Here is a 20,924-nt window from a genome sequence, read left to right as displayed (position 1 = left end):
GACGACTCCACGCCGAATTCACCATGGCGTAGCCGCTCCGAACCGACCGCCGGCCGCACGCCCCCACACCCTGCGGCCGGCGGTCCCTCCTTGTCAGTGCACTCCGCCGCCACCCAACTGCCGGGAGATTTCCGCGAGTTGTTCGAGCCGACGCTCCAGGCTGGGGTGCGTCGAGAACAGGGTGGCCACGTCCGCGCCCTTGCCGAAGGCGGGGGTGAGGAAGAAGGCGTTGAACGCCTGCGCCGTGCGCAGGTCCTCGGTGGGGATCCGGGCGATGTCGCCGGTGACCTTCGTCAGCGCCGACGCCAGAGCCGACGGGCGGGCCGTGAGCAGCGCGGCCGAGCGGTCGGCGGCCAGTTCCCGGTACCGCGAAAGCGCCCTGATCAGCACGAAGCTCAGCGCGTACACCACCGCGGAGACCGTCATCACCAGTGCGAACAACATGGCGGTGTTCTGGTCGTTGCGGCTGCGGCCCCCGAACAGCTGCGAGTAGAAGGTGAAGCGGACCAGCAGCCCGGCGAGCACGCCGAGGAACGACGCGATCGTGATCACGGCGACGTCGCGGTGCGCCACATGGGACAACTCGTGGGCGAGCACGCCCTCCAGTTCCTCCGGTTCCAGGCGCCGGAGCAGACCGGTGGTCACACAGACCACGGCGTGGTCGGCGTTGCGGCCGGTGGCGAAGGCGTTGGGCAGATCCATCCGCGAGACCGCCACCTGCGGCTTCGGCATGTCGGCCATCGCGCACAGCCGGTCCACGACGCCGTGCAGGTGCGGCTCCTCCTCGGGAGTGACGATGTGCCCGTGCATCCCGAACAGCGCGAGGCGGTCGGAGAACCAGTACTGCGCCACGAACATGCCGCCGACGATGACCACGACGAGAATCCAGGACTTGATCAGGACGATCAGCACCGCGACGAAGGCGACGTAGAGCAGTCCGAGCAGGAACAGCGTCGTCACCATGCGGACGGTCAACTGCCGGTCGGGCTGGAAGCGGCTGCGCATCGTCGTCACCCGAGATCCGCGAGGGCGCGTACGTCTGCCGTGCCGCGCCGTCCCGTCCCTGCCGGCACCGGCCGCCTCCCGGCGGCGTGGTCCGGCGCCCGGCGCGGTTCGTCCGCGCGGTCCAGCATCCCGTTGCTCCTGTTCGCCCTGATCGCGCTGATCGTGAACAGGGCGATGATCCGCCGGGTGATTCCGGCCATCGGATCCACCTCCTCAGCCTCGACGCCCCAGCCTCAAGTCTGCGCCCGCCGAACGCCGGTCGGCCCCCGACCGCGCCGTGATTTCGCCGTCGCCCCGCGGGCGGCCCGGCGACGGCTCGAAACTCCTTGGACGGCCTGGCGGCCCGCTTGCTGCAATGGGCGACGGCCACTGTGGGAATCGAAGGGATGTGGCGATGAACGGGATCAGGATGCCGCTCTCGGTGCGCGGCCTCACCGACGCGGACCTGCCCTCCTGCGGTGGGTACGGCTCACCACCCAGGTGCGCGAACGCGCCCCAACAGATCCGCCGCGCCGAGGCGGCCGTGATCGACATGCGCAAGGAACTGACGTGACTCCGGAGTTCGGGGCCCTGATCGCCCAGGCGACGGCGGACCCGGCCGTGGTCGGGCTCGTCCTCAAGGGCTCGCAGGCCCATGAGGGCATGAGCACCTGCCACTCCGACCACGACCTGTACGTCGTCCTCGCCGACGACGCGGCGAGCGAACTGGCGGCGCTCGACGGATACCGTTCCAGGCACCTGGACCTGGTCGTCACCTCTCTCGATCGGTTCCGCCGTCCCGCCGACTGGGAGCGGTACGCCATCGCCCGCTCCCAGGTCCTGGTCGACCGCAGCGACGGGGAGATCGCCCGGATCGTCGCCGCGATGGGACGGCTCGACGCCGACGAGGCCTTCGGCTCCGCCGCGGCCCTGTTGGACGCCTACGCCAACTCCCTCTACCGCTCCGTCAAGAACCACCGCGACGCCAATCCGCTCGCAGGCCATCTCGACGCCGCCGCCAGTGTCGGAATCCTCCTCGATCTGCTCTTCGCCCTGGCCTGCCGACCGCGCCCCTACAACAAGTACCTGGCCTGGGAGTTGGACCGGTTCCCGCTGCCGGGCTGGGACGGCGCCACCCTGCTGGACGCGGTCGCCCGGATCACCGCGACCGGCGATGTCGCGACGCAGCAGCGGCTCTTCGCCCAGGTGGAGACGGCCGCCCGGGCCGCCGGCCATGCCGCGGTGCTGGACGCCTGGGGCGAGGACCTGCTGCTGATGCGACCTCGACCGGACTCCCCCGGCTCCCACGGCTGATGGCCGACCGTCCGGCCTCGACCCGCCCCAGGTCGAGTCCGGTAGGGACGGAGTCCGGTAGGGACGGAGAGTCCCGGACCGGCAGGCAGGGGGCGCTGGTCGGGCTGGTCTGACCGACCGTCAGTCTCCAAGGGACCCCGGGACCTCCCGCGCCGACCGCGGTCCGTGGGCGCGCGGAGGAAATCAGGTCAGTTCGTCGGCGAGTAGGTCCATGAGCAGTCCGTCCTCCCAGGTGTCCGTCCGGTGGTCGTGCCAGTACGCGCGCATGGTGCCCACGGGCTTGAACCCGACCTTGGTGTAGCTGCGGATGGCCACGGTGTTGTCCGCGGCGGGGTCGATGGTCAGCCGATGGTGGCCGCGCTCGGCGATCAGCCACCGGGCGAGGGTGCGCACGGCGTCGGTGCCGAGCCCTCTGCCGTGGTGACGCGCCGTCAGGAAGACGTCGATGCCGGCATGCCGGAAGTCGGGGTCGGTTTCCTCCTCGAACCGGATGGCTCCGATGACTTCCCCGTCGAGGACCACGGCCCACATGTCCTCGAAGTCGTCGGGCGGCGGCCACCATGCCGCGACTTCGGGCTCTCGCACGATGCGGTGAAGGGTCGGTCCGTCACCGACGTTCACCGGGCGCAGTACGACCTTGTCCCCGCGCAGTTCCATGCCGTTCAGTATCCCGCAGTGGTCCAGGCGCCTCCCGAGGAAACGGGGGACAGGAAAGGGCGGAGCGTCTGTCAGGGCAGAAGCGAGGCGCGCAGGGATGTGGCGAGCCAGCGTTCGTACGCCTCGGGACTCCAGCCGCGTTCGACGGTCAGGATGCGGTGGACCTCCGGGGACATGAGGAGGTAGATGAGGTCTGCCGCCCGCCTCTGGTCGACGTCTTCGGCGAGGGCGCCCCGGTCGGCCAGGACCCCGGCGATCCTGGACTGCCCCTCCAGCCGCTGCCGGTTGGTGGTCTCCAGTTGGGCGGCTGCTTCGGGGTCGACCACGGCAGCGGTGCGCAGGACGTGCTGGACCGGCGCGGAGCGGTCGAGGAGTTCCCTCGCCAGGTGGGCGAAGAGATCGAGGAGGCGTGCTGGGTCCCGCTCGCCCAGGGCCGCCCGAACGGCAGGACGCTCGCCGAAGGGCACCGGCTCGTCGTCCCCGACGAACGCGACGTCCAGCACGGCTGACAGGATGCCGCGTTTCGAGCCGAACAGGCGGTAGACCGTGGCCGGCGGCGTCGCGGACGCCTCGGCGATGGCCTCGACGGTGGTGGCGGGGTATCCGCGCTCGACGAACAGCTGCCGTCCTGCGGCCACCACCTCGGCTCGCGTGGCACGAACCTGCGCCTGCCGCCGGGTGTTGTCATAGCGCCTCTTGACCGGTTTGCCCATATTGGTGATAGTAGAGATGTCACGAAGAGAGTGGAACTCTCACGAAATGCGCTCCCACGGAAACCCACGCAACGGAGGTGGGATCCATGAGCATCCAGGACGACAACAAGCGGATCGTGGCGCGCTTCGACGCGATCCTGAACAACCGCGACCTGAGCCTGCTGGACGTGCTGTGCGCGCCCGACATGGTCAACCACTCGCTGGCCCCAGGTCGGCCGGCCGGGCTGGAAGGCACCCGCGACTACCTCGCCACGGGGGGCCGGAGCTGGCAGACCGAGCACTGGCGGCAGTCCTACGTGGTCGCGGAGGACGACCTGGTCGTGCAGTTCGGCGTCCGGGCGGGCCACTGGCCGGGCGGCGACTTCTTCGGCTACCCCATGCCGAGCGGCGACTTCACGCGCGAAGTCGCGTTCATGTACCGCGTCACCGACGGGCGCATCGCCGAGCGGTGGGCGGTGCGCGACGACCTCGGCCTGCTCCACCGCCTCGGCGCGCTGCCTGCCCGGAGCGGCTGACTGACGCATTCGCACGATCACGGACGACCTGCTCCGCACGCTTGTCCCGGGCGCCGGCACGCTGACGGCGGCCACGGAGCAGGGGGCAAAAGGTCCGCAGATTCGGGCCAGGAACACCTTTGCGCGATTTCACCGGGGCCGGGTCGCTGAAAGGAATTCAGTTCCCGTCCGCCGACGGCAAAGCAGCGCCCACCGCCTTAACGTGGGCCGATCTTCCTTGCTACACCCAGCACTTCGGAGGTCGGCCCCGGTGCCGAGCACATTGTTAATTCTACGTGAACAGGGCGATCAAGCCCAGCAGGAAAAGCCCCGCACGCGCCGTGTCGGATTCCTGGCCGGGCTCCTCGCGCCTCGCACGATCCGGGCGAAACTCGCGCGGATTCTCACCCTCGCGCTGGTCCTCGTGCTGACGCTGCTGGGCATCGGTGCCCTCCAGCAGTACGACCGCTACCGGGCGGCACAACAGGCGTCGGGGGGCGTCACGTTGGAGGTCGCCCTGCAGGGCCTGGTGCACGAGTTGCAGAAGGAGCGCGGCCTCAGCTGCGGCGTGGCCGGCGGCAACGACCGCTTCCGGGCCCAGCTGCCCGCGCAGCGGCAGCTGACCGACGCCGCCCTGGCCCAGGTCAGGGCGCAGGTCGCCGGCAGGCAGGACGCCGCCTCCCGCGCCGTCCGCACGGGTCTGGCACTGGTGGACGGACTCCCCGGCGTCCGCCGGTCGACCGACAGCGGCCAGGGTCAACTGGTGACCGTCTTCGACTGGTTCACCCGCACCAACACCGCCCTCAGCCACCTGGACCTGGGACTGGGCAACAGCCAGGACCCGGCGCTGCGCGCCGGTGTGCAGACACTGCTGGCGCTCGGCAACGCCAAGGAGTCCACCGGCCAGCAGCGCGCCCTGATGATGGGCAGCCTCCCGCACGGGCATTTCATCAGCGACTGGTACACCCGCTTCGCCGAGGCACGCGCCGCGCGCATGGCCGAACTCGACCAGGCAGCACAGACCGCCACCCCCGCCGAGGCGGCCGCGCTCGCCCGGGTCTGGCAGCCCGGCGCCGCCCGGCAGGTGCTGGCCTGGGAACGCCAGGCGGTCGGCGGCGCCGGCCACTTGGACCAGGACGCCATCCCGGCGGACCGCTGGTACGCGGACATGACCGCCACCATCAACGGCCTGCGCACCGTCCAGGTCGCCATCGGCTCCGACGTGGTCGCCCGCGCCGACGGCCTGGCCGCGGCGGCCGAACGGGCTGCCCTGCTCTACGCCGCAGTCGCCGTGCTGGCCGCGCTCGTGCTGATCTCCCTCGCCGTCGGCACCGCCCGCGCGGTCACCGGACCCCTGGCCCGGCTCGCCCGGGAGGCCGCCGAGGTGGCGGGACAGCGACTGCCCGCCGCGGTCGCCGCGGTGCAGGCGGGCGGCGGCGAACAGCCCGAGCCGCCCCGCGTCCGGGTCCCCGACCGGTCCGGGGACGAGGTCCGCCGCGTGGCCGAAGCCCTGGACCAGGTCCAGCGCGTCGCCTACGACCTGGCGACCGAGCAGGCGGTGCTGCGCCGCAACGCCACCGACTCGCTGGTCAGCCTGGGACGCCGGAACCAGAACCTGGTGCGCCGTCAGATCGGCTTCATCAACAAGCTGGAGCACGAGGACGCCGACCCCGCACAGCTGGCCAACCTGTTCGAACTCGACCACCTGGCCACCCGGATGCGACGCAACGCGGAATCGCTGCTGGTGCTCGCCGGCGAGTCCAGCCCGCGGCCCTGGGGTACCGCCATCGGCGTCACCGATGTGATCCGCGCGGCGCTGTCCGAGGTCGAGGAGTACCGCCGGGTGACCCTGCGCCGTGTGGACCAGGTCCGCGTCGTGGGCACCGTGGTGGCCGAAGTCGCCCATCTGCTCGCCGAGTTGATCGAGAACGCGCTCAGCTTCTCGCCGCCGGACATGGACGTGGAGATCGAGGGCCGCCGCACCAGCGCCGGCTACCTCGTGGCCGTCGTCGACCACGGCCTGGGCATGACGCCCGACGCCCTGGCCGAGGCGAATGTCCGCCTGTCCGGCACGGCCAGCTTCATGGCCGAACCCACCCGGTTCCTGGGCCACTTCGTGGTCGGCGCGCTCGCCCGCCGGCACGGCATCGAGGTACGGCTGGGCGAGGCGCCGGCCGCCGGCGTGGTGGCCCGGGTCCTGCTGCCGAACGTACTCCTGGAGGACGCGCCGGTGCTGGAGTCCACGTCCGAGTCGCGGGCCGAGCTGAACCGGCAGCAGCTGCAACGGGAGATCGACGCCGGGACGTTGCCGCCGTCGACCGCCGAGGAACTGCGACGCCAGGTCGGCCCGGTGGTCGCCGACGCCCCGGCCCTCGCCGCACTGCCCCGGCAGTCCCGGACCGAACCCGGCACGGTGACGGCAGCCGCGGGGCAGGCGGTCGCAGCCTCCGCGGCCCCGGCCCCTGCAGGCGCGGGCTCCCGACCGGTCTCCGCCGCCCGGACCCGCAACGGGCTGGTGAAGCGGCCGAGGCGCAGCGCCATCGCGAGCGCGGTCAGCGAGGCCGACGACCGCTGGCGCGCCGGCGACCAGCGCACCCCGGAGCGCTCGCCGCAGCAGGTCTCGGCGATGCTCTCGTCCCTGCGCACGGCCCACGAGCGCGGCGCGGCGGCAGGACGCCCGGCGGGCAGTTGGAACGGATCGAACGAGGAGAAGCAGTCGTGACCACCGCCACCGACACGAGCACCTTCAACTGGCTGCTCGCCAACTTCGTCCGGTCCACCGACGGGGTGCGCGAGGCCGTCGCCGTCTCCTCCGACGGCCTGCTGATCGCGGTCTCCGAAGGCCTGGGCCGCACCGACGCGGACCACCTCGCCGCGATCGTGTCCGGCCTGGCCGGGCTGGCCCGCAGCGCCTCGCGCCGCTTCGACTTCGACGGCATGAAGCTCCTGATGATCGAGATGCGGCGGGGCTTCCTGCTGGTCTCGGCGGTCCGCGACGGCTCCTGCGTCGGCGTCCTCGCCGACAGCGGGGCCGAACTCGGCCTGGTCGGCTACGAGATGGCCGTCCTCGCGGAGCGGGCGGGCGACCTGCTGACCCCGGCCCTGATCGCCGACCTGAGGCAGGCACTGCCCCGATGACCGCCGATGCGAGGAAACCCGGGCAGGAGCCGCCCGAGGCGGCGGAGGACGCCCTGTTCGTCCGGCCGTTCATCATGACGGGCGGCCGGGCCCGTCCGGTCCACGACGGCCTGCGCCTGGAGACCCAGGTGCTGGCCGCGCCCGGCGCCCAGTACGCGCCGCTGGAGTTCGAACGGCGCAGGATCGTGACGCTGTGTCAGAGCCCGCGTTCCGTGGCCGAGGTGGCGGCGGGCGTGGGGGTGCCGCTGGGTGTGGCCAAGGTCCTGGTGGCGGACCTGCTGGCGGACGAGCTGCTGCTGACCCGCGCGCACCAGCCGCAGGAACTTCCGCTGGAACTGATGGAGAGGATTCGCGACCATGTCCGTTCGCTCTGACCGCTCGGCACGCGCCGAACGTGCCCGGGCCGCGGCCGCGGCCGTCCCGATGTCCGCGAAAATCGCGGTCAGCGGCGGCCTCGGAGTGGGCAAGACCACCTTCGTGGGCGCGATCTCGGAGATCGAACCGCTGGACACCGAGGCGGCGATCACCGAGGTCTCGGTCGGCGTCGACTCGTTGGAGGGCGTGGAGGGCAAGACGACCACCACGGTGGCGCTCGACTTCGGACGCATCACCCTCGACCCGAGCCTCGTGCTGTACCTCTTCGGCACCCCCGGGCAGGACCGCTTCTCCTTCCTGTGGGACGACCTGGTGGAGGGGGCCCTGGGGACGGTGGTGCTGGTGGACACCCGGCGCATCGAGGACTCGTTCCCCGCTCTCGACTACTTCGAGGAGCGCGGCGCCCCCTTCGTCCTCGCGGTGAACCACTTCAGCGGTGCGCAACGCTTCGATCTGGAGGAGGTCCGGGAAGCCCTGGGGCTGTCCCCCCACGTGCCCGTCGTCGCCTGCGACGCGCGGGACCGCGGGTCGGTCCGCGACGTGCTGGTGGCCCTGATGGACGAGGTCATCGCCCGCCACCGGGGCCGCGCCGCGGCCCACGCCTGAACCTCCTGCTGGGTGCCCTCCGGCGGGGGGCACCCAGCAGGCGAGCCCATCACGTCGGAGCGAGCGTCGGCCGGGCTCGGCGCTGCTCTTGGGGTGCGTCGACCGCCTGACCGCGCGTCCGGCCCTCACGCCCCGACGACAGGGCCTGACGAGGAGTCGGCAATCAGGCCTGGGGCGCGCGGCCGCCGTTCGCCGCGAGGCGGGTGAGCCACTCGCGCAGCAGGTGCTGCTCGGCATCGGTCAGCACGCCGCCGTCCTCCGGGAGGGCCTCGAGCAGGGCGGGGGCCGCCGCGGCGGGACCGGACTCCGCGGCGGGAACCGCCGGTTCGGCGCGGGTGACGGCGGCGACCATGGACTCGCGCATGATGGCCAGCAGCTTCGGGTCCCGGCGGTCCGCAGGGGTGGAGTGCCACGTGGTGACCGCGCCCTGCCCGGTCGCCCGGATGATCTGGGCAGCCAGCTCCTCGTCGACCCGCAGCCACCCGCCGGCCGCCAGACGGCGCACCCGCCCATGGAGGATCTCCAGGCCCGCTCGGTGTGCCAGGTCCGCGCCCCGGCCGGTGGCCCGGTTCATGACCGCGAACAGTTCCGGGTGGCGGACCCCGAACTCGACCACCGTGTCCCAGCCGCGGCGCAGCTCCTCCACCGGATCGGTGGGGTCGGTGTCGAGCTGCGCTCTCTTGCTTTCCAGGAACTGCGCGTAGCCGTGCTCGGCGACCGCCTCGAGGAGTCCCTCCTTGTCGCCGAAGAGGCGGTAGATCGCCGGCGGCTGCATCCCGGCCGCGGCGGCGACCGCACGGGTGCTCACGGCGTCGGGGCCGCCGGCCTCCAGGAGCTCGACGGCCGCCTCGACGATGCGGCGGCGAGGGCTGCGGGTGGAGTCGCGGGAGGCCATGAACCGATGTTACCGACGATCTGATTCCAACGGAATTTCCAGTGTTAGCATCAAGGTGATTCCACCGGAACCAGCGCTGGGAGAACCGAATGATCATCGTCACCGGAGCCACCGGAAAGCTCGGCCGCCGCACCGTCGAGCGCCTGCTGGAGCGCATGCCCGCGCACCGCGTCGGCGTCAGCGTCCGCGACCCCCGCAAGGCCCGGGACCTCGCCGACCGTGGCGTCCGCGTCCGCCAGGGCAGCTTCGACGACCCCGACTCCCTCGTCCATGCCTTCGAAGGCGCCGAGCAGTTGCTCCTCGTCTCCCTCGACCGCACCGGTGAGGAGTGCGTCGCCGGCCACCGCGCGGCCATCGACGCCGCCGTGAAGGCGGGCGTCGGCCGCATCCTGTACACCAGTCAGATGGGCGCCGCCCACGATTCCCGCTTCCAGGCATGCCGGGACCACGCCCGGACCGAGGACCTCCTGCGCGCCACCGGCCTGCCGTGGACCGCGCTGCGCAACGGCTTCTACGCCTCCAGTGCCCTGCACTTCCTGGAGCCCGCGCGGCACACCGGCGACATCGCCCTCCCCGCCGACGGCCCCGTCGCCTGGACGGGCCACGACGACCTCGCCGAGGCCACAGCCGTGATCCTCACCGAGGGAACCCACCTCCAGGGCCCCACCCCGCCGCTCACCGGCCCGGCCGCCCTCGATTTCGCCGCCCTCGCCGAGATCGCCACCGAGGCCACCGGACGGCCCTTCACCCGCACCGTCGTCCCCGACGACGCCTTCCGCGAGCAGACCCTCGCGCACGGCGCGCCCGCCCCGGTCGCCGACCTGTTGCTGAGCATCTTCGCCGCGGCGCGCAACGGCGAATTCACCGCAGTCGACCCGACATTGGCCGATCTCATCGGACGAGAGCCCGCCACCTTCCGCAGCGAGTTGGAGCACGCTTGGGGCGAATAGCCCACCGCGCACCGAGCGCGGAGCCCGCCGCACGGCTTGCGGCCGAGACGAGCGAGGGCGTGCGGTGGCGGGGCCATGGCTCACCCGGCCCTGCCGCCCGACGTGCTCGTGCCGCTCCTGCTGGACCCGCGCAGCGGCGACAAGGCAGTCCGCAACCCGCAGATTCCTGCCGCTGTCATGCATCACTTGCTGACGCTCGGCGCAACTCACCTCGCCAGAAGCTGAGTTGGCTGGGGGGTGCACCGGGAGATCGCCGCCCTGGCCCCCACCAACCCGGGCTTCGGAGGGGTTCGCCGGTGCGCCGCGTATCCGGTCAGACCCGCCAGCCGCGGATACGGTCGGCGCAGGCGTACACATCCGCGCTGCCGGCGCGGACCTCCTTCGCCAGTTCGCTCAGCGCCCCGTAGGGAGCGTCGACCGCTTCCCCCGACGCGGCCATGTAGGCCACCGCGATCAGCGCCCCGTACAGGGCGTTGCGGGCGGGCAGGGGGCGGACCGAGACGATCTCGTGGAACAGTGCCGCCGCACGCCAGGCCGCGTCCGCGGTGTAATCCAGCCGCGGCGTGTTCACCCGGTGCCGGGCGACCGCCGCCACCAGACCGGAGAAGTCGTGGACGTCCGGATGCTTCGGCAGCACCTCCGCCTGGCGCTCCAGGAGCCAGCGGATGTCGATGTGCAGATCCATCTCAGGCGGCCCGACCGGACGCGCTGTCCGGTTCCTCCTCCGGGAAGGCCGCGGCGAACTCCGACGCGTGCTTCGCCAGGAAGGCGGCCGCCGTGGCGGCGCCCCCGTCCAGACGCGGGTCACGTTCGGCCGCCTGCGTGATCAGGGCGGTCACCGTGGTGCCCTCGGCCTCGGCACGGGCGACGAGCCGGGCATGGACGTCGTCGTCGAGCCGGATGTTGATCTGCTTCGTCATGCCCTCAGCGTATAGCAGTGCGCTATTCGCCGGAAGCACTTCCCTGCGGCGGCCACCGCGGCGCCCGATGCCGGCCCGCACGGCCGGCCCGCTCCGGCAGGACGCACCGAAGTGCCCTTGCCAGACCTGCAGTTGTCGCCGGCTTTGTCACCGAACGGTGACGCGCAACGAGCAACTGCGTTCGCCCGCAGGCTGTCTCCATCCCCGAACGGATCAGGCGTGCGGGTGCAACCCACCCGCCGCTCGGACCGGGGGAACGCCGACACGAGGGGGAGATCCATGACCATCCGCAACCGCCGACGGGCGCTGCGCGCCGCCGTCGTCACCGCCGCGACCGCGAGCGCGTTCGGGCTCGCGGCGGCCACCGCCTGGGCCAAGGCCGACAGCTCGTTCACGGCGGGCCCCCACACCGTCCGCCTCGGTGCGACCGTCCACCTCGCCGGCCAGGGCGACGACGACAACTCGACCTACAACCGGTTCTGCGTCCAGGAGCGATTCGGAGCCGGCCACTGGGTCACGCTGCGCTGCTCGCACGGCGGCTACAACGCAGGCGGCAGCGTGGACATGCGCATACGCCCGTCGCACCGGGGCCAGTGGCAGTTCCGCGGAGTGCTGACCGAGGCGTCCTCGCCCCGGGACCGTCACCAGACGATCATCCAGGCCACTCGGACGGTGACCGTCCACGTCCGTTGACCCGGCCGGGCGGCCAGGACACACCCGGCGGCCCGGACTTGACCCTCACCCTGCGTGAGGCCGAGAAGCTTGCGTCCATGAGCCACTACTACGACGCCTTCGAGATGAGCCCCGTCCCGGCGCCCGGCCCGGACGCGGTCGCGCCCGAGCCCTTCCACGGCATCTACGGCATGCCCGCCTTCGTCACCATCCCCACCACCGACCTGGCCGCGTCGGTGCACTTCTGGACCCGCGGCCTGGGATTCTTCGAGCTGTTCGCCATCCCCGGCAGGCTGGTGCATCTGCGCCGGTGGGCGTTCCAGGACGTCCTGCTCGTCTCGGCTCCGGCCGTCCCCGAGCAGGCGCCCGCGCTCAGCGTCAGCTTCGCGTGCGTGCTCAACCAGATCGACCCCCTGGTCGAGGCATGCCGGACGGTGCTCCCCGGCTCCGTCGACGATCCGCGGGACACGCCGTGGAACACCCGCGACGTGGCGGTGACGACCCCGGAGAACGCACGGATCGTCTTCACCGCCGCCAAGCCCTTCGATCCTGCCGGCCAGGAGGCACGCAACCTCGCCGCCATCGGGATCACCCCACCCGGCGTCGACCGCCGCGACAATGGGCAGCATGCCTGAAACCCCTGAGGACGCGGACGGCCTGACGGTCGGCCAGGTGGCGGCGCGCCTGGGCGTGACCGTCCGCGCGCTGCACCACTGGGACGAGATCGGGCTCGCCCGGCCGTCGCTGCGCACCTTCGCCGGATACCGCCTCTACACCGCGGGGGACCTCGAACGCCTGCAACGCATCGTGGTCTACCGGGAGACCGGCCTCGCCCTCGACCGGATCCAACTCGTCCTCGACGACCCGGCCGTGGACGTCACCGGTGCGCTGCGGGCCCAACGCGAGCAGGTCACCGACCGGATCGACCGCCTCCGGCAGCTCGCCGAGGGGCTGGATCGCATGATCGACGCCCACGAGCGCGGCCTGCTGCTGACCGTCGAGCAGCAGGCCGCGATCCTGGGCCCGCGATGGGACCCGAAGTGGACCGCCCAGGCCCGGCAGGACTACGGCGACACCGCGCAGTGGCGGCAGTACGCGGAACGCTCCGCCGTGCGCGGCCCCGAGGAGTGGCAGGCCGTCGCGGACGCGGCCACCGCCCTCGAGCAGTCCTTCGCCGAGGCGATGGAAGCGGGCGTCGAGCCCGGAAGCCCGGAGGCGAACGCGCTCGCGCAGCGGCATCGGGAGCTGTTCTCCTCCTCCTACTTCCCGCTCACCAGGCAGATGCAGGTCTGCCTCGGCCGCAGGTTCGAAGCGGACCCGGCGTTCGCCGCCCACTACGACGCGACCCGACCCGGCCTCGCCGGGTGGTTGCGGCGGATCATCGACGCCGCCGCCCGTGCCCATGGCATCGACCCGGACACCGCGACGTGGCAGTGAGGGCCGCGCTCCCCGGCGACGGGAGTTCCGGCAGTTCGTCGAGCCGGCCGACCTGCCTGCGCGTCAGCGCAGTTGCTCGGCCAGCCCGACGATGACGCCCTCCGGGCCACGGAGGTAGCAGAGCAGGTAGCTGTCCTCGAACCGGGCGATCTCCCCGACGAGTTCGGCGCCGTGGGGCCGAAGCCGGGCCACCGTGTCCTCGATGTCGTCCACGGCGAACATGACGCGGTGCGTGCCCACGATGTTGTGCGGCCGGTTGCGCGGCCCGGCGCTGAGCGCCACGGGACTGCGGTACGCCGCCAACTCGAGCCGGCTGTGCCCGTCCGGGGTCCGGAGCATCGCGATGTCACAGTGCACGCCGTCGAGCCCGGTGCACTGGTCCGCGAACTTCCCCTGGACCTCTCCCCTCCCCTCGAGCTCCATGCCCAGTTCGACGAAGAACGCGACGGCGGCCTCCATGTCCTCGACGACGATGCCGACGTTGTCCATCCGCTGGATCGCCATGGCGGCTCTCTCCCTCCGGTGCGGCCCCTCTGACCTCTGATACAACGGGGGACGGAGCCGCTGACCCGTTCTCGACATGCCGCGGTCCACGCGCATCGGCTCCCCCGGTCCGCACCGGCGTCCTCACCGTCGTCCTCGCGTCCGTCCCCACCGGCACACCGCGCGGCTGAGGCGGCCCGTCGGCAGCACCATGCCCGTCCTGAACCCTGCGGCCGTCACCGTGAGAGTGCTGCGCCGCTCGCCAACTTCGGTTAGAGTCACGGCCCATGACCGTGTTGGTGAGTCGCCGCCATGTGGACCACGGCCTTGCCACCACCACGGGTTGTCGCCGCGTCAGCTGACGCGGCGACACGTACTTCGTCGATACACACACCTCGTGCCCCCGACCACGAGGTCGGCCGCTCCCGACCATGCCGAGCGGCCCCCCTGTTCCCGCGTCGCACCGTTCCCACGTCGCACGCATGCGGATCACGGCGACCGCCGCTGGGCCTCCACACCCTGACCAGAGGAACGGGACCCCTCCATGCGCCTGCGCACCGTACGTGTCTTTCCAGCCGCACTGACCCTCGCCACCGTGACGGCGCTCTGCGCACCCGCCACCGCCGCGCACGGCGCCGCATCCGGCTTCGGACCGCTCCCGCCGCAGAACCCCGCCACCGCCGCCAACGGCACCGCGACCATGCACGGCGACAGCGCCTCCAGCGACACCACGTCCTACCCCGGCCCCGGCAGCGGGACCGTCCACTGGAGCCGCACCGCACTCGCATCGGCCTGCCCGACCGTGGTCATCGGCAGCGACCGCCTCCCCGTGGCACTGTGCACCACGATCTTCGGCCAGACGCCCACCGTGCACCTGCTCGACCCCGGCACCGGCGCCGACCTCGCCTCGCTGGCACTGCCCAAGGGCAGCCTGTTCGGCGGCGTCTACGCCTACCTCGACAACACCGACGCCCTGGTCGTCGTCGACGGCGACGACAACCTGCTGCGCATCGGCCATCACCTCACCGCCGGCGCCTGGACCCTGACGGTTGACCAGTCGACACCGCTCGCCGCCTCCCTCCCCTCCGGCGACAACATCGTCGGGCTCAGCCCCGGTTGGGACGGCCGGGTCTGGTTCGCCACCGCAGGCGGGGTCATCGGCACCGCCGACACCTCCACCGGCGCCGTACGGACGATCCACACCGGTGAGGGCGTGGAGAACAGCATCTCCACCGTCCCCGGCCACACCGCCGTCGCCACCGATCACGCGCTCTACCTGCTGACCGACACCGCCGACGGCACCCCCACGGTGGAGTGGCGCGCCCCCTACGACCGCGGACCAGGGCGCAAGCCAGGCCAGCTGAGCTGGGGAACCGGAGCCACGCCGAGCTTCTTCGGCCCCGGTGACGGCACGGAGTACGTCACCATCACCGACAACGCCGCTCCGCACGAGAACCTGCTCGTCTACCGCGTCGCAGGCGGCCCGACTCCGGTGTGCACCACGCCTGTGCTCACCCAGTACGCCGCGAGCGGAACCGAGGACGCCGTGATCGCCTCCGGCAGCAGCGTCTTCGTGACCGACACCTACGGCTACCCCTACCCCGCACTCCCGGCCGGGGCCCCCGCCAGCGTCCCCGCGTCGGCCCCGTTCGAGGGCGGCCTCAGCCGCGTCGACCTCAACCCCGGCGGAGAGGGCTGCCACCCCGTCTGGAACAGCAACGTCAAGTCGGCTGCCCTGCCCCGGCTTTCACTCGCCGACGGAAAGATCTACACCTTCACTGTGAGCGGCCCGACCGACTCGGTGGGGGCGCAGACCTTCGCCTCCTACTCCTACGCCACCGTCGACCCCGCGACCGGGACGCAACTCTCCAGCTCCTGGATCGGCCTCGGGTTGCTCTACAACCCCTTGCAGATGACCGGCACCACCGGGCCCGACGGAAGGCTCTACCAGGGCACGGAGACGGGAGTGCTGCGGGTGACCAGCGGCTGACCGCCGCCTGCGGCCCCAGCCCCGGCCGGCCCGCGCGATGCTCGACTCTGGCTCGCGGGTAGTGTGTCGGCGTCCCGGCGGCGCTCCGGCGGTGGTGAGGAAGTCCGCAGGAGGGAAGGACGAAAGCCGTGAAGAAGTTCATCCTGTTCGATCACGACGGCGTCCTCGTGGACACCGAGTTCTGGTACTACAAAGCCGGGGAACGCGCCTTGGCGGACATCGGTTTGACCGTGGACAAGGATCAGTACCTCCGGGACATGAGCCATGGAAAGGGCACGTGGGACCAGGCCAGAGCGGCAGGCGTGGACGAACGGACCATCAGCGCGCAGCGCGAGGTCCGTGACCGTTACTACCAGGAATATCTGCGGACCGAAGCCATCGAGATCGAGGGCGTCGTCGACACCCTGGCCGAACTGGCGAACTTCGTCCGCATGGCCATCGTGACGACCGCGAAACGCGGGGATTTCGACATCATCCATGAGAAGCGTCGGATTGCGCAGTTCATGGACTTCGTCCTTGTACGCGAGGACTACCAGCGTGCCAAGCCGCACCCGGAACCCTACCTGACCGGCTTGAAGCGTTTCGGGGCCACGCGGGCGGAGACCCTGGTGGTGGAGGACTCGTCCCGCGGGCTGAGATCAGCCGTGGCGGCCGGGATCGACTGCGCCGTGGTGCACAACGACTTCACGAGCACGCAGGACTTTTCCCAGGCGAGCCACCGAATCAGGACCCTGAGCGAACTGAAGGAGATCATCCTCACCCCCTGAAAGGCCGGCGTTCCGCCCCGGCTCCGTAAGCCGGGGCCGCCTCACAACTCCCACCAGAGGTCGATGCTCGGATGGACCCGCTCGCGCAGACAGCTCGAGTGGGCGTAGGCCCGCTGCCGCACCTGGCCTCCGGGTCCCGGATCGACGGGGCCGAGCCGGAGTACGGTCGCCGCCCCGTCCTGGCCGAGATCGATGACCCGGGAGCAGAAGCAGCACGTGGGGTCCGGATTCAAGGACGTCCTCTCAGTTCGACGGGAGCGGCGGCCCAACTCGCCGATGGCGCGCCGACCCTACGGCGCACACCGGTGGGACCGTGCGGCGAGCCTTCCTGATTTCCCTGCGGCGCGCCACCGATTCGGCCTTGTTGCGGCCGTCCGGAGGTCGGCGCCGGAACCGCTGGGCGAGGGCCGCCGCCCCGGGCCGGTCCGCGCGCGGGACCCGACGGGTCGTCAGGTCTGCGACGGACCGGCCTGGTCCGTGACCCCGCGCGGGCCGTCCCGCCGTCCGCGCGGGAGCAGCAGGGCCGGGAGCAGTGCGGCTGCCATGAGCGCCACTGCCCAGCCGTAGGTGTGCCGGAAGCCGTCCGCGTCCGGCACGGCGCCCGGGCCGGCGCCCGCCGCGGCCGCCAGCAGCACGCCGAGGAGCGCGGTCCCGGCCGTTGCGGCCACCTGCTGCAGGATGTTGAGCGTCGTCGCCGCCATCGGCACCTGCGCGGGGGCGACTTCGCGTGTGGCCCCGGCGAGGTTCGGCATCATCGTCAGGCCGACTCCCACGCCCATGACCACCTGTGCGAGCTGCAGGTGGCCGACCGGGACGTCCGCGGTCACCTGGAGCGTGAAGGCCAGGAACCCGGTGGCGGCCAGGCCGATCCCCACGGGCACGATGCGCCCGGCGGGCACCCGGTCGGCCAGGCGTCCGGAGAGCTGCATGGTGATCCCGGTGGCCAGCGCCTGCGGCACGCCGAGCAGTCCGGCATGGGTGGGGGTGAACCCGCGCAGGCCCTGGTAGTACAGCGGCAACAGGATCATCGAACCGAAGTAGGCCGCGACGAACAGGACTTGCGCCCCCACCGCCGCCGCGAAGCGGCGTTGGGCCAGCAGCCGCAGATCGAGCAGAGGTCGCTCCGCGCGCAGGGCGTGCCGCGCGAACCAGGCGGTGAGGGCGGCTCCCGCCACCGTGGGCAGCGGCGCGCCGTGCCGGCTCAGGCCGTACACCAGCAGGGCCAGTCCCGGGGAGAGCAGCAGCAGCCCGGTGATGTCCAGTCTTCCCGCACCGGTGGGACGTTCGCTCGCCAGCAGGCGGGCTGCGAGCGGGACGGCGACGGCGGCCACGGGCAGGTTGACGAAGAAGGCCCAGTGCCACGACGCCGTGTCCACCAGCCAGCCGCCGAGCGGCGGCCCGGCCAGCGGGCCGATCAGCACGGGAATCCCCATCAGGCTCATGGCGCGCCCGGTGCGCTCGCCTCCCGCCGCCCGGATGACCAGCGTCATGCCGACCGGCATGAGCAGTCCGCCGCCCAGGCCTTGGACCACGCGGAAGGCCACCAGGCTGGGCAGGTCCCACGCCAGTCCGGCGAGTGCCGAGCCGAGTGCGAAGACCACGAGCGCGGTGAGGTAGAGCCTCTTCGCGCCGAACCGGGCGATCCCCCATGCCGTCACGGGGATGACCGTGGCCAGGGCGAGGGTGTATCCGGAGCTGACGAACTGGAGTTGGGCGAGCGGTGCGTGGAACTGCCGCGCCAGGGACGGCAGGGCCGTGGTGACCACGGTGGTGTCGACCACGCTCATCAGGGACCCGAGCACGACCACGGCGGCTGTCGCGTAGAGCCCCGGTTGCCCGTCGCGTGGGGCCGTGCCGCCGGCTGACCGGGCGGTTGTCGTCCGGGTGTTCATCGGGCTCACCGCCCGTACGGGTGCTCGGCCCGGGCGGCGCGCAGGGCCCGGCCCCACCAGGCGAGCTGGTCGAGCATGCCCTTGGCCGCGCCCTCGGCCACGGCGCTCTCGCGCAGCTCGCCGTCCCCGTCGAAGGCCTCGTGCGCCCGGTGCAGGCTGACGCTGTCCCGCACCGTCACAGCGTGCAACTCGGCGAAGACCAGCCTCAGTTGCTCCACCGCCCGGAGGCCGCCGCCGATGCCGCCGTAGGAGACGAAACCGACAGGCTTGGCCTGCCACTGGGTGTAGTGCCAGTCGACGGCCTGCTTGAGGGAGGCCGGGAAGCTGTGGTTGTACTCGGGCGTGACGATCACGAACGCGTCGGCGGCCTCCAGCTTGGCGGTGAGCGGCGCGAGCAGCTGCTGGTCCTCGGCGGGCGGGCTCCAGCTCAGCGTGTTCGGGACGGGGTGCTCGGCCAGGTCCACCAGCTCGGTCTCCAGGTCGTCGCGCCCGGCGGCGAGGCGGGTGAACCACTGGGTGACGGTCGGTCCGAACCGCCCGTCCCGGGTGCTCGCGGTGATGACGGCGGTGCGCAGGGGTGCGGTGTCGGGTGCGGCGTGCAGGGCTGCGGCGCTCATGCGAAGGGCTCCTCGGGTGTCCGGTTGCGTGCTGTCGGGGTTGATCGCCGACTGCCCGGTTAAAGTAAAACGACCGTTGCAATGCCTACAACGGTCGTTGTACCTAGGCCCTGCCGGGCCGACCGCCTACGTCGGAGGTCCTAGTCCCATGCCTGCTGCCCCGGAGAAGCGCGCCGCCATCACGCGCGCCGCCCTGACCGTCTTCGGCCGGGACGGCTACAGCCGCGCCGGCATGGACGCCCTGGCGAAGGAGGCCGGGGTCTCGACCCGGACCGTCTACAACCACTTCCCCGGTGGCAAGGAGCAGTTGTTCGCCACCGTGATCCACGACAGCGCGGACGCGGTCCGCGCGGCGACCTTCGACCTGATGGCCCGTCACCTCGACGGCCTGCTCGACCGTGCTGCCGCCGACGTGCCCGACGCCCTGCATGCACTGGCCCTCGACTGGGTGAGCCCCCTGGCGGAGTTCCGCGCCCACTTCGCCCTGGTCCGCCAGATCATCGCCGACGCCGCCCACCTCCCGCCCGAGGTCCTCGCCGACTGGCAGGCCACCGGCCCGGCCCCGGTCCGGGCCGAACTCGCCCGCCGTTTCGCCGAACTGACGACGCGCGGCCGGCTGGCCGCCACGGACCCGCGACTGGCGGCGAGCCACTTCATCCTGCTGACGGGAGCGGAGGTCACCAACCGCACCCTCTACGGCGTCTTCCCGCTGCCGCAACAGGAGTTGGAGCAGGTTGTCCGCTCGGGGGTCTCCGCCTTCCTGCGCCTCTACGGAAGGTGACGGGCAGGTCGCTCCCGTCGTGGCGTCGACCTCTCCGGCCTCCCGCGACAGGCGCGAGGCCTGGACGCGGCGGCCGGTCGTGACCGCGAGCGGAGCGTGAGCCCGGCGCCGGAGGGTTCAGCTCCGGCGGGTCCACCTGGTGAGGAAGGGGGCGAGCAGCCCGCGCACCGTCTCGGCGGCGCCCCAGTCGTGGTCGAACTGGGCGATCACGGCGAGGTGTTGGCGCAGTTGCAGCAGCGGCATCCGCGCGCGCCAGTCGGCGTCCAGTCCGGTCAGTTCGGCGTAGACGTCGAAGAAGCGCCGGGCCTCGGGCGGATGTGGCGTGCACCAGAGATGGGCGAGGTCGACCTCGGCCCAGGTATAGGAGACCGCGGGGTCGATGAGGGCAGCCTGCCCCGTGTCGGTGGCCAGGACGTTCTCCGCCCACAGGTCGCCGTGGGTCAGGCAGGCTGGACGGTCCGGCAGCAGCTCGGGCAGTCGCGCGCACAGCCGCTCCAGCGCACGGCGGTGCCGGATGTCGAGTGCGGCTCGCACCCGCGGCTCCGGGAGCCAGCGGAGCAGGCGGCGCTGGGCGAAGAAGGAGAAGCCGTCGTCGTCCCAGGTGTTGTCCTGGCGAGCGCGGCCCAACCAGTTGTCCTGGTGCCAGCCGAATCGGCCGGAGGTTGTCGTGGTGTGCAACTCGGCCACCACATGGGCCAGTTGCTCCCAGAACTGCGTCGTCGACGGGCGCGGCCGCAGCACGCTGAGCACCAGCAGGTCGGGTGAGGCGGCCAGCACCTGGGGCGTCGGCACCCCGCCCCGGAGGCGCAGGGCGGTCAGCCCCTCAGCCTCGGCGTGGAAGGGGCCGCCCGCGGGAGGGGGATCGGCCAAGGTCTTGGCGAAGACCCGTTGCCCCTGCGTGGTGGTCGCGAAGCCCGCGACGGCCGCTTGGCCGCCGGGCGCGTCGTCAAGCGCGCACACGTCCTCGAAGCCGGCGGACCGCAGTCGGTCGAGGAGCAGGGACGCCGAACGCGTCATTTCTGGTGCGGTCTCCACGGTGACACCCCGCCTCCTCGCCGTCCTTGGCCTTGGTCGCCGATCCTCTGATCCCGGACCCTTTTTGTCAACGCAGAAAGCAAACTTCCGTCCCGGTCGCTCCTCCCCTGGTCCGGCCCGCGGACCACCCTCCCCGTGAGGTCGGTGGGATCCTGGTCGCCCGGCAGCGTCGCCCGAGCGTGGGTCCCGGGCGGTGCCGCCGTG

At 72.0% G+C, this 20,924-nt stretch carries 27 protein-coding genes; 15 read left to right on the top strand and 12 right to left on the bottom strand.

The genetic code is table 11. The features are described 5' to 3' along the window. Nucleotides 1–93: 93 nt before the first annotated feature. Together htpX and ACFP3V_RS18865 are read right to left on the bottom strand one after the other, a co-directional pair. Nucleotides 94–1,005 (bottom strand): zinc metalloprotease HtpX, encoded by a 912-nt coding sequence (gene htpX, locus ACFP3V_RS18870; protein WP_380584921.1) that lies wholly within the window; start codon nucleotides 1,003–1,005, stop codon nucleotides 94–96. A 5-nt stretch (nucleotides 1,006–1,010) separates the two neighbouring features. Further along, on the bottom strand, nucleotides 1,011–1,205 hold the full coding sequence (locus tag ACFP3V_RS18865; RefSeq protein WP_380584911.1) for a hypothetical protein: 195 nt from the start codon (nucleotides 1,203–1,205) through the stop codon (nucleotides 1,011–1,013). 194 nt (nucleotides 1,206–1,399) lie between these two features. On the opposite strand from ACFP3V_RS18865, the gene ACFP3V_RS18860 reads away from it, so the two are divergent. Together ACFP3V_RS18860 and ACFP3V_RS18855 are read left to right on the top strand one after the other, a co-directional pair. Next, the gene (locus ACFP3V_RS18860; RefSeq protein ID WP_380584909.1) at nucleotides 1,400–1,558 is read left to right on the top strand and encodes a hypothetical protein; all 159 of its coding nucleotides are present in this window, start codon (nucleotides 1,400–1,402) and stop codon (nucleotides 1,556–1,558) included. Then, nucleotides 1,555–2,298 (top strand): hypothetical protein, encoded by a 744-nt coding sequence (locus tag ACFP3V_RS18855; protein WP_380584907.1) that lies wholly within the window; start codon nucleotides 1,555–1,557, stop codon nucleotides 2,296–2,298. Before ACFP3V_RS18860 ends, ACFP3V_RS18855 begins: the two co-directional genes overlap by 4 nt. 183 nt (nucleotides 2,299–2,481) lie before the next feature. Here ACFP3V_RS18855 and aac(6') read toward each other — a convergent pair whose 3' ends face one another. Both aac(6') and ACFP3V_RS18845 read right to left on the bottom strand, forming a co-directional pair. Continuing rightward, nucleotides 2,482–2,955, bottom strand: coding sequence for an aminoglycoside 6'-N-acetyltransferase (aac(6'), locus tag ACFP3V_RS18850; protein WP_380584905.1), 474 nt, complete (start codon nucleotides 2,953–2,955; stop codon nucleotides 2,482–2,484). Between the two features lie 71 nt (nucleotides 2,956–3,026). After that, entirely contained in the window at nucleotides 3,027–3,668 is a 642-nt protein-coding gene (locus tag ACFP3V_RS18845) for a TetR/AcrR family transcriptional regulator (protein ID WP_380584903.1), read from the bottom strand. A gap of 86 nt (nucleotides 3,669–3,754) precedes the next feature. Between ACFP3V_RS18845 and ACFP3V_RS18840 the strand changes: the two genes are divergently transcribed. The 5 genes from ACFP3V_RS18840 to ACFP3V_RS18820 all read left to right on the top strand — a co-directional run bounded on the left by ACFP3V_RS18840 (nucleotide 3,755) and on the right by ACFP3V_RS18820 (nucleotide 8,281). Then, on the top strand, nucleotides 3,755–4,183 hold the full coding sequence (locus ACFP3V_RS18840; RefSeq protein ID WP_380584901.1) for an ester cyclase: 429 nt from the start codon (nucleotides 3,755–3,757) through the stop codon (nucleotides 4,181–4,183). A 403-nt stretch (nucleotides 4,184–4,586) separates the two neighbouring features. Beyond that, nucleotides 4,587–6,884: a sensor histidine kinase gene (locus tag ACFP3V_RS18835; RefSeq protein ID WP_380584899.1), complete on the top strand. Its 2,298-nt coding sequence runs from the start codon at nucleotides 4,587–4,589 to the stop codon at nucleotides 6,882–6,884. Next, nucleotides 6,881–7,300, top strand: coding sequence for a roadblock/LC7 domain-containing protein (locus ACFP3V_RS18830; RefSeq protein WP_380584897.1), 420 nt, complete (start codon nucleotides 6,881–6,883; stop codon nucleotides 7,298–7,300). The genes ACFP3V_RS18835 and ACFP3V_RS18830 overlap by 4 nt, the downstream gene beginning before the upstream one ends. After that, on the top strand, nucleotides 7,297–7,674 hold the full coding sequence (locus ACFP3V_RS18825; RefSeq protein ID WP_380584895.1) for a DUF742 domain-containing protein: 378 nt from the start codon (nucleotides 7,297–7,299) through the stop codon (nucleotides 7,672–7,674). Before ACFP3V_RS18830 ends, ACFP3V_RS18825 begins: the two co-directional genes overlap by 4 nt. Beyond that, a complete protein-coding gene (locus ACFP3V_RS18820; RefSeq protein WP_380584893.1) occupies nucleotides 7,658–8,281 on the top strand; it encodes a GTP-binding protein in 624 nt (207 codons plus the stop codon). Before ACFP3V_RS18825 ends, ACFP3V_RS18820 begins: the two co-directional genes overlap by 17 nt. Nucleotides 8,282–8,444: 163 nt before the next feature. On the opposite strand, the gene ACFP3V_RS18815 is transcribed toward ACFP3V_RS18820, so the two are convergent. Then, nucleotides 8,445–9,176: a TetR/AcrR family transcriptional regulator gene (locus ACFP3V_RS18815; RefSeq protein ID WP_380584891.1), complete on the bottom strand. Its 732-nt coding sequence runs from the start codon at nucleotides 9,174–9,176 to the stop codon at nucleotides 8,445–8,447. Nucleotides 9,177–9,265: 89 nt separating this feature from the next. Here ACFP3V_RS18815 and ACFP3V_RS18810 point away from each other — a divergent pair, with 89 nt between their 5' ends. Together ACFP3V_RS18810 and ACFP3V_RS18805 are read left to right on the top strand one after the other, a co-directional pair. After that, a complete protein-coding gene (locus ACFP3V_RS18810) occupies nucleotides 9,266–10,126 on the top strand; it encodes an SDR family oxidoreductase (protein ID WP_380584889.1) in 861 nt (286 codons plus the stop codon). 75 nt (nucleotides 10,127–10,201) lie between these two features. Beyond that, on the top strand, nucleotides 10,202–10,351 hold the full coding sequence (locus tag ACFP3V_RS18805; RefSeq protein WP_380584887.1) for a hypothetical protein: 150 nt from the start codon (nucleotides 10,202–10,204) through the stop codon (nucleotides 10,349–10,351). An 88-nt stretch (nucleotides 10,352–10,439) separates the two neighbouring features. On the opposite strand, the gene ACFP3V_RS18800 is transcribed toward ACFP3V_RS18805, so the two are convergent. After that, nucleotides 10,440–10,811: a toxin Doc gene (locus ACFP3V_RS18800; RefSeq protein ID WP_380584885.1), complete on the bottom strand. Its 372-nt coding sequence runs from the start codon at nucleotides 10,809–10,811 to the stop codon at nucleotides 10,440–10,442. Nucleotide 10,812: 1 nt separating this feature from the next. Then, nucleotides 10,813–11,046 (bottom strand): hypothetical protein, encoded by a 234-nt coding sequence (locus tag ACFP3V_RS18795; RefSeq protein WP_380584883.1) that lies wholly within the window; start codon nucleotides 11,044–11,046, stop codon nucleotides 10,813–10,815. Between the two features lie 279 nt (nucleotides 11,047–11,325). On the opposite strand from ACFP3V_RS18795, the gene ACFP3V_RS18790 reads away from it, so the two are divergent. The 3 genes from ACFP3V_RS18790 (at nucleotide 11,326) to ACFP3V_RS18780 (ending at nucleotide 13,155) form a co-directional block, all read left to right on the top strand. Further along, nucleotides 11,326–11,739 carry a hypothetical protein gene (locus ACFP3V_RS18790; RefSeq protein ID WP_380584881.1) on the top strand — a complete coding sequence of 138 codons (414 nt, stop codon included), beginning with the start codon at nucleotides 11,326–11,328 and terminating at the stop codon, nucleotides 11,737–11,739. A 77-nt stretch (nucleotides 11,740–11,816) separates the two neighbouring features. Next, complete coding sequence (locus ACFP3V_RS18785) at nucleotides 11,817–12,353, top strand: VOC family protein (protein WP_380584879.1); 537 nt, start codon at nucleotides 11,817–11,819, stop codon at nucleotides 12,351–12,353. After that, nucleotides 12,346–13,155: a MerR family transcriptional regulator gene (locus ACFP3V_RS18780; protein ID WP_380584877.1), complete on the top strand. Its 810-nt coding sequence runs from the start codon at nucleotides 12,346–12,348 to the stop codon at nucleotides 13,153–13,155. The genes ACFP3V_RS18785 and ACFP3V_RS18780 overlap by 8 nt, the downstream gene beginning before the upstream one ends. A gap of 63 nt (nucleotides 13,156–13,218) precedes the next feature. Here ACFP3V_RS18780 and ACFP3V_RS18775 read toward each other — a convergent pair whose 3' ends face one another. Then, nucleotides 13,219–13,659, bottom strand: a complete 441-nt coding sequence (locus tag ACFP3V_RS18775) for a VOC family protein (protein ID WP_380584875.1) — start codon at nucleotides 13,657–13,659, stop codon at nucleotides 13,219–13,221. Between the two features lie 523 nt (nucleotides 13,660–14,182). On the opposite strand from ACFP3V_RS18775, the gene ACFP3V_RS18770 reads away from it, so the two are divergent. Both ACFP3V_RS18770 and ACFP3V_RS18765 read left to right on the top strand, forming a co-directional pair. Next, the gene (locus tag ACFP3V_RS18770) at nucleotides 14,183–15,628 is read left to right on the top strand and encodes a hypothetical protein (RefSeq protein ID WP_380584874.1); all 1,446 of its coding nucleotides are present in this window, start codon (nucleotides 14,183–14,185) and stop codon (nucleotides 15,626–15,628) included. A 128-nt stretch (nucleotides 15,629–15,756) separates the two neighbouring features. Next, the gene (locus tag ACFP3V_RS18765) at nucleotides 15,757–16,395 is read left to right on the top strand and encodes an HAD family hydrolase (RefSeq protein ID WP_380584872.1); all 639 of its coding nucleotides are present in this window, start codon (nucleotides 15,757–15,759) and stop codon (nucleotides 16,393–16,395) included. Nucleotides 16,396–16,436: 41 nt separating this feature from the next. Here the strand turns inward: ACFP3V_RS18765 and ACFP3V_RS18760 are convergent, their stop codons facing one another. The 3 genes from ACFP3V_RS18760 to ACFP3V_RS18750 all read right to left on the bottom strand — a co-directional run bounded on the left by ACFP3V_RS18760 (nucleotide 16,437) and on the right by ACFP3V_RS18750 (nucleotide 18,904). Then, complete coding sequence (locus tag ACFP3V_RS18760) at nucleotides 16,437–16,628, bottom strand: hypothetical protein (protein ID WP_380584870.1); 192 nt, start codon at nucleotides 16,626–16,628, stop codon at nucleotides 16,437–16,439. Between the two features lie 216 nt (nucleotides 16,629–16,844). After that, nucleotides 16,845–18,287, bottom strand: coding sequence for a DHA2 family efflux MFS transporter permease subunit (locus ACFP3V_RS18755; RefSeq protein ID WP_380584868.1), 1,443 nt, complete (start codon nucleotides 18,285–18,287; stop codon nucleotides 16,845–16,847). A 5-nt stretch (nucleotides 18,288–18,292) separates the two neighbouring features. After that, nucleotides 18,293–18,904, bottom strand: a complete 612-nt coding sequence (locus tag ACFP3V_RS18750) for an NADPH-dependent FMN reductase (protein ID WP_380584867.1) — start codon at nucleotides 18,902–18,904, stop codon at nucleotides 18,293–18,295. 148 nt (nucleotides 18,905–19,052) lie between these two features. On the opposite strand from ACFP3V_RS18750, the gene ACFP3V_RS18745 reads away from it, so the two are divergent. After that, entirely contained in the window at nucleotides 19,053–19,685 is a 633-nt protein-coding gene (locus tag ACFP3V_RS18745; protein ID WP_380584866.1) for a TetR/AcrR family transcriptional regulator, read from the top strand. 117 nt (nucleotides 19,686–19,802) lie between these two features. Here the strand turns inward: ACFP3V_RS18745 and ACFP3V_RS18740 are convergent, their stop codons facing one another. Further along, a complete protein-coding gene (locus tag ACFP3V_RS18740) occupies nucleotides 19,803–20,702 on the bottom strand; it encodes a fructosamine kinase family protein (protein WP_380584865.1) in 900 nt (299 codons plus the stop codon). Nucleotides 20,703–20,924: the final 222 nt, after the last annotated feature.

Origin of the sequence: Streptacidiphilus monticola (assembly GCF_042658505.1) — a bacterium.
Lineage (GTDB): Bacteria > Actinomycetota > Actinomycetes > Streptomycetales > Streptomycetaceae > Streptacidiphilus > Streptacidiphilus monticola.
Note: the sequence above shows the minus strand (reverse complement) of the source record. Positions and strands in the feature narration are given on the sequence as shown.